The organism is Catenibacterium sp. (genome assembly GCF_052354645.1).
Classification (GTDB): Bacteria; Bacillota_I; Bacilli_A; order Erysipelotrichales; family Coprobacillaceae; genus Catenibacterium; species Catenibacterium mitsuoka_A.
This window is the reverse complement of the sequence record NZ_DAWDDM010000120.1, coordinates 1-5,953: the sequence shown is the minus strand read 5'-3', so window position 1 is coordinate 5,953 and position 5,953 is coordinate 1. Positions and strand designations below refer to the sequence as shown.

Genomic DNA, 5,953 nt, shown 5'->3' with positions numbered 1-5,953 from the left:
CTCATTTAGCAGGGACTGTCAACATTCTGTCCTTGACTTTTGAACCAGTTTATTCATACCCCTGACTTTTTCAAAGCTTGAGTAAACCCCAAGTCTATTTAGTTACTCATTAATGTGGCATCTTTTTTTATAAAACCAACTCTTTTTAAATAAATTATCATAATGATTAATGCTTATCACGTAAAATATATTTTCATAACATGAATTGTCTGAAGATTATCTTTTATCTCATGATATGATGAATATATATGAGAGGAGGTATTATATGAGTATTGTTGATTTACATATGCATAGTTTTTATAGTGATGATGGTGAATATACACCTACGCAGTTAGTAGATATGTGTCATCAGTCAGGTATCCAGATTATGGCTATTGCGGATCATAACTGGATTAAAGCCAATAAAGAAGCATCTTTAAGATGTAAGGAATTAGGTATGACTTATATACCAGCCATTGAAGTAGATTGTACCTATAAGGGTGTGAATCTTCATGTGGTAGGATATGGTATTGATGATTCAGAAGAATTTAATAAGCTTGGTGAAAGTATTGAAAAACAGGAACAGGCATGTAGCTTAAAGAAACTAGAACTGACTAATGATTTAGGTTTTGAATTAGAGAAAGCACAATTAGATGCTTTGTCTTCTAATGGTGTATATACGGGAGAAATGTTTGGTGAAGCATTATTAAATGATCCACGTTATTTAGATAATGAATTATTAAAGCCTTATAGAGAAGGTGAGTCTAGAAGTGATAATCCTTTTGTGAATTTCTATTGGGATTATTATGCACAGGGTAAACCTTGTTATACAGAGATTAAGTTTCCTACATTAGAAGATACAATTAAATTGATTAATGAACATGGTGGAATCGCAGTCCTAGCCCATCCTGGTAATAACCTTAAAGGACGATTTGAATTATTAGATGAAATGGTAGAACTAGGGTTACAAGGTGTTGAATGTTTCTCTAGTTATCATCCAGAAGAAGTAAATCAGTACTTCTATAATAAGGCAAAAGAATTGAGTATTCTTTATACTTGTGGGAGTGATTTCCATGGGAAGACAAAACCTTCTATTGAGTTAGGTGGACATCATAGTAATGTAGAAGAAGAGATAAAAGACAATTTGAAGAAGTATCATTTGATTTAGGAAATGAGTTGAGATTATGTATAAGGAACCAGTTAAGAACTTCAATAAAATACGTGGATATATTAGAGAATTCTACATCAATGGATTCAAGAGTCGACAGGACTATACAATTAAAAGTTCACGTTCTTATGATAATGAAAAAAGACGTATAGAAAGTTATATGAGTGATTATATCGACTATCATATAACACCAAGTGGTAAGGTTCCTTACCTATCTATTGATACACGTATCACGCAGCATAATCCCTTATATAGAGTATGGAAAACAAAAAGTTTTACTGATCATGATATCATTCTTCACTTTCTTATATTAGACTTACTTCATACACCTTTATCCATGAGTGAACTCATGGATAAAATAGATGAGAAGACAAATCATATTTATCTCTATGATGAATCAACACTTAGAAAGAAACTAAAAGAATATGTTAGAGAAGGAGTTATTATCACAAATAAAAAAGGAAAGAAGAACTTTTATCAATTAAGTGAAGATTATATCATTCCTCATGATATTCTTGATTTCTTTAGTGAAGTATCTCCTTGTGGTGTGATTGGTTCTTATATACTTGATAAACAGGAGAAAGAAGAATCTGTTTTTGGATTTAAACACCATTATTTGACTCAGGTATTAGAGAGTGAAGTGCTTTATGATTTATTGAATGCGATACATGAGCATAAATATGTTTCTTTAAAAACATCACGTAATAGAATAAAGGTGCTCCCTCTTAGTATCTTTGTAAGTGTGCAGGACGGTAGGCAGTATTTGATAGCTTATATATGTCAAAGTAAAAAGATGTATTCATTTCGTCTAGATCATATTATTTCTATTAAGTGCTTAGAAGAAGAAAAAAACTTTGATTTATATAGAAAACAATTAGAAGAAATGAAGAAACATCTATGGGGTGTCAGTTTTTCTAATGGTTCTTTAGAAACAGTAGAATTTACTCTACATCATGAACCATGGGAAGAACATATATATAGACGATTATTACGTGAGAAGAGATGTGGGCATGTAGAAAGATTGAATGAGAATACAAGTCGTTTTTATGCAGAAGTGTACGATGTAAAGGAAATGGTTCCCTGGATTCGTACATTTATATGTCGTATTCAATCTATTTCTATATCTAATAAAGAAATAGAAAATCAATTTAAGAAGGATTTAGAAGAAATGTATCGTTATTATGAGGGGGATGAAGATGATATTTCATGAAATATACAGTCTTTACTATAAGACAGTGACTTGTCTCATACAGTCTTCTTTTACTCATGTGAATGAAATAATAAATGAGAATGCATTTAAAGAAAGTTTCATGATGTTGGAAGAAGCGTTAGAAAGATGGCCTATAAAGAATATAGATGTCTCTACTTATCCTTTGACACTCCTTCAAAAGAGATGGTTAAAGGCTATTTCATTAGATCCTCGTATGCAGCTTTTTTCTTATTCCTGGGCTTTTCTAGATGATGTAGAACCTCTCTTTACACCTGATGATATTTATATTTATGATCAATATAGCGATGGAGATCCTTATGATGATTTACACTATCAGGAGAACTTTCATACAATTATGCAGGCTATTAAAGAGAAGTCTGTTTTATCTGTTACATGGAAAAATAAGAATAAAGTCAGTTATGTTTTACCACAACTATTAGAATATTCAGAGAAGGATGATAAGTTCCGCTTGGTTGCATATGATGGGACAGTGATTAATGTTTCAAGAATAGAAGAATGTCATTTAACTCATCTTAATGTTTCTAACACACATAAACAAAGAGTAGAAAAATATGTTTTGATAGAAGTAAAGGATGAAAGAAATACACTGGATAGAGTTCTTCTTCACTTTGCGCATTTTAAAAAAGAAACAGAGAAAAAAGAAAATACTTATTTTGTGAAACTATTCTATGATGAATCAGATGAAACAGAGATGGTGATTCGATTGTTGTCATTTGGTCCTATGATTAAAGTAATAGAACCTTTAGAATTCAAACAACTCATAAGACAAAGATTAAAGAAACAAAAAGCATATTCCATTTAAAAAGGGCGATAATTCGCCCTTTTAGTAATTTCTATCAAATGATATATATCTTGTTCCCTGGAAAGTAAGTTTTCCTTGGTCTCCTTCTACCATGAATCCATATTCACGACTTGGTACTACAAGTTCTATTCTATCGCCACTTTCTACTTCAAAAGTCACGTAGTAGGTTGTATGTGATGTTGACATCATATCCTCTTGGTGTGTATACATAGTATCTGCACGTTTAGTGACTATCTTTACTGGAACACTTAAGCGTGGTGAATTATTATTCTTATGCCAGGAACCAATACCACTGACTATAACATAGATGAACATTCCTATTACTAATACAGGAACTATTGTAAACATTAGATCAAACATGGGATTTCCCTCCTTGAATATAATTCTATCATAGTTCGCAACTTTTTATCCACGAAAATAGTTCTTATCTTGTATATGATATTGCTGAGGTGAGGACGATGGTCAAAATGAGAGGAAAGAAAAATAATGCGATTTGTTTTGCATCACAGATAGATGAAAAAGCTTTAGAACAGATTAAAAGAATGTGTGATTATGATCTTACATTAGGAAGTCAGATTCGTATAATGCCAGATGTACATGCAGGAAAAGGCTGTACGATTGGTACTACAATGACGATTAAGGATAAGGTATGTCCTAATATTGTAGGTGTGGATATTGGTTGTGGGATGTATACAGTGAAGTTGTTAAATAAAGAAATTGATTTTAAGAAGATTGATGAAGTATGTTCATGGATTCCTTCAGGAATGAATGTATGGGAAACTCCGATAGAATCATTTGATTTAACAAAGCTAAAATGTTATTCATCTCTTAAGAAATTATCTCATCTAGAAAAGTCATTAGGCACATTAGGTGGAGGAAATCATTTTATAGAAATTGAACAGTCTGTGAGTGGTGATTACTATTTGGTTATTCATTCAGGTAGTCGTAATCTTGGAAAACAGGTAGCAGAAATATATCAAAGACGTGCCATTAATCTACATAGAGGATGGGATGAATATACATTAAGACGCCAGGAGATAATTAAAGAATATAAAGAACTTGGTAAAACCAAAGAAATTAATCACGCATTAGACGAACTTAAGGAAGGTTATGGAGTTTTAGATATTCCAGAAGACTTGTGCTGGTTATATGGAGATGCACTAAATGATTATCTTCATGATATAGAGATATGTCAGAAGTATGCAATGAGAAATAGAGTATTAATAGCCAATATGATAATGGATAAGGCATCTCTTACAGAAATAGACTCTTTTCATACCATTCATAACTACATAGATATCAATGAGATGATACTAAGAAAAGGAGCTATACGTGCAAGAAAGGGTGAAAAGGTTCTTATTCCTATGAATATGAGAGATGGATCTATTATAGGTATAGGTAAAGGAAATAGGGAGTGGAACTATTCAGCACCACATGGTGCAGGAAGAATACTATCACGCAAGCAGGCAAAAGAAATGTTGGATATCAAGGAGTATAAGAAGTCTATGGAAGGAATCTATACAACTTCTATTTCTCTAGATACATTGGATGAAGCACCACAGGCATATAAATCAGTAGAAGATATACTAGATGTTATTAAAGAAACAGTAGATGTAATAGAGGTGTTAAAGCCTGTATATAACTATAAGGAGCATGGAGATGAGACAAGAAATAATAAATAAGCTTAATGAGATTGAAAAGAAAGAAGATGTAAAAATCATTTATGCGGTTGAGTCAGGAAGTCGTGCCTGGGGCTTTGAATCAATTGATAGTGATTATGATGTGCGTTTTATCTATGTAAGAGATAAGAATGAGTATCTATGTTTGGAAGAAAAATCAGATGTTATACAGTTACCTATAGATGATGTGTTTGATATAAGTGGTTGGGATATTAAGAAGGCATTAAAACTTCTTTATAAGTCTAATCCATCATTACTTGAGTGGTTTGCATCACCTATTGTGTATAAAGAAACAAAGGAAGCCTCTTATATTAGAGAAGTGATTCCTCTCTATTTTTCACAGAAGAAACTCTATTGTCATTATCAAAGAATGGCAAAAACATCATTAAAATATATGAATAATGAAAAAGTATCTGTGAAGAAGTATCTCTATATTCTTCGCTGTATATTATCTAGTCAATATATTGTACATAATAAAAAGCAGCCTCCAATAGAAATAGAGAGGCTGATAGAATGTGAACTGCCTAGTGAATTAAGAGAAGATATGAATAAACTATTAATGATCAAGAAAAATAGTAATGAGAAGAAGTATGTAGATCATATTTCCTCTTTAGATGAGTTTATATTCACTAATTTAGAAGAAAGAGATGTATCTTCTTTTATTGATGGAGAAACATCATGGGAACCACTCAATGAGGTATTTAGAAAGGTAATAGAAAAGAATAGTGACGATATGTTTTAAAATTAAATATAGAAAAATCCCCCCCTATATATCAATATAAATCCGTTTTTAATAAAGTGTATAACGACAATAAAGACAATGAAATAATATTACAAATTGTAAGCGTGCACTGTTGACATATCGTTTAAAACTCATGTATACTGTTGTCGAAGGATTGTTACTTTAAGTAGGCAAGACCGTCATTCATAGGCCCTTTTTAGGGTATCGTGAATGCGGTCTTTTTTTTGTTTCAATCTATCAAATTTAAGAGTGGAGGTGAAATCTTTAGTCTTATCAACAAAGAAAGAGGTGAAAGTGTGAAAGGGAAAAAAATTGTTGAAGTAGGCTTAGCTGCAATTATTGCGCTATCGGG

6 protein-coding genes are annotated in these 5,953 nt (G+C 31.8%); 5 read left to right on the top strand and 1 reads right to left on the bottom strand.

Translation table 11 applies throughout. The features are described 5' to 3' along the window. Window positions 1-265 precede the first annotated feature (265 nt). The 3 genes from ACT8VG_RS06515 to ACT8VG_RS06505 are packed head-to-tail and all read left to right on the top strand — an operon-like array spanning window position 266 to window position 3,180. Complete coding sequence (locus tag ACT8VG_RS06515) at window positions 266-1,147, top strand: PHP domain-containing protein (RefSeq protein WP_217106240.1); 882 nt, start codon at window positions 266-268, stop codon at window positions 1,145-1,147. Window positions 1,148-1,163: 16 nt separating this feature from the next. Next, complete coding sequence (locus tag ACT8VG_RS06510; protein WP_217106241.1) at window positions 1,164-2,357, top strand: helix-turn-helix transcriptional regulator; 1,194 nt, start codon at window positions 1,164-1,166, stop codon at window positions 2,355-2,357. Beyond that, window positions 2,344-3,180 (top strand): WYL domain-containing protein, encoded by an 837-nt coding sequence (locus ACT8VG_RS06505; RefSeq protein ID WP_418221181.1) that lies wholly within the window; start codon window positions 2,344-2,346, stop codon window positions 3,178-3,180. Before ACT8VG_RS06510 ends, ACT8VG_RS06505 begins: the two co-directional genes overlap by 14 nt. Before the next feature lie 21 nt (window positions 3,181-3,201). On the opposite strand, the gene ACT8VG_RS06500 is transcribed toward ACT8VG_RS06505, so the two are convergent. Next, window positions 3,202-3,540, bottom strand: coding sequence for a DUF2500 domain-containing protein (locus tag ACT8VG_RS06500; protein WP_187013054.1), 339 nt, complete (start codon window positions 3,538-3,540; stop codon window positions 3,202-3,204). Window positions 3,541-3,638: 98 nt separating this feature from the next. On the opposite strand from ACT8VG_RS06500, the gene ACT8VG_RS06495 reads away from it, so the two are divergent. Beyond that, window positions 3,639-4,862, top strand: a complete 1,224-nt coding sequence (locus tag ACT8VG_RS06495) for an RtcB family protein (RefSeq protein ID WP_187013055.1) — start codon at window positions 3,639-3,641, stop codon at window positions 4,860-4,862. Next, complete coding sequence (locus ACT8VG_RS06490) at window positions 4,840-5,601, top strand: nucleotidyltransferase domain-containing protein (protein WP_187013056.1); 762 nt, start codon at window positions 4,840-4,842, stop codon at window positions 5,599-5,601. Before ACT8VG_RS06495 ends, ACT8VG_RS06490 begins: the two co-directional genes overlap by 23 nt. The last annotated feature ends 352 nt before the right edge of the window (window positions 5,602-5,953 follow it).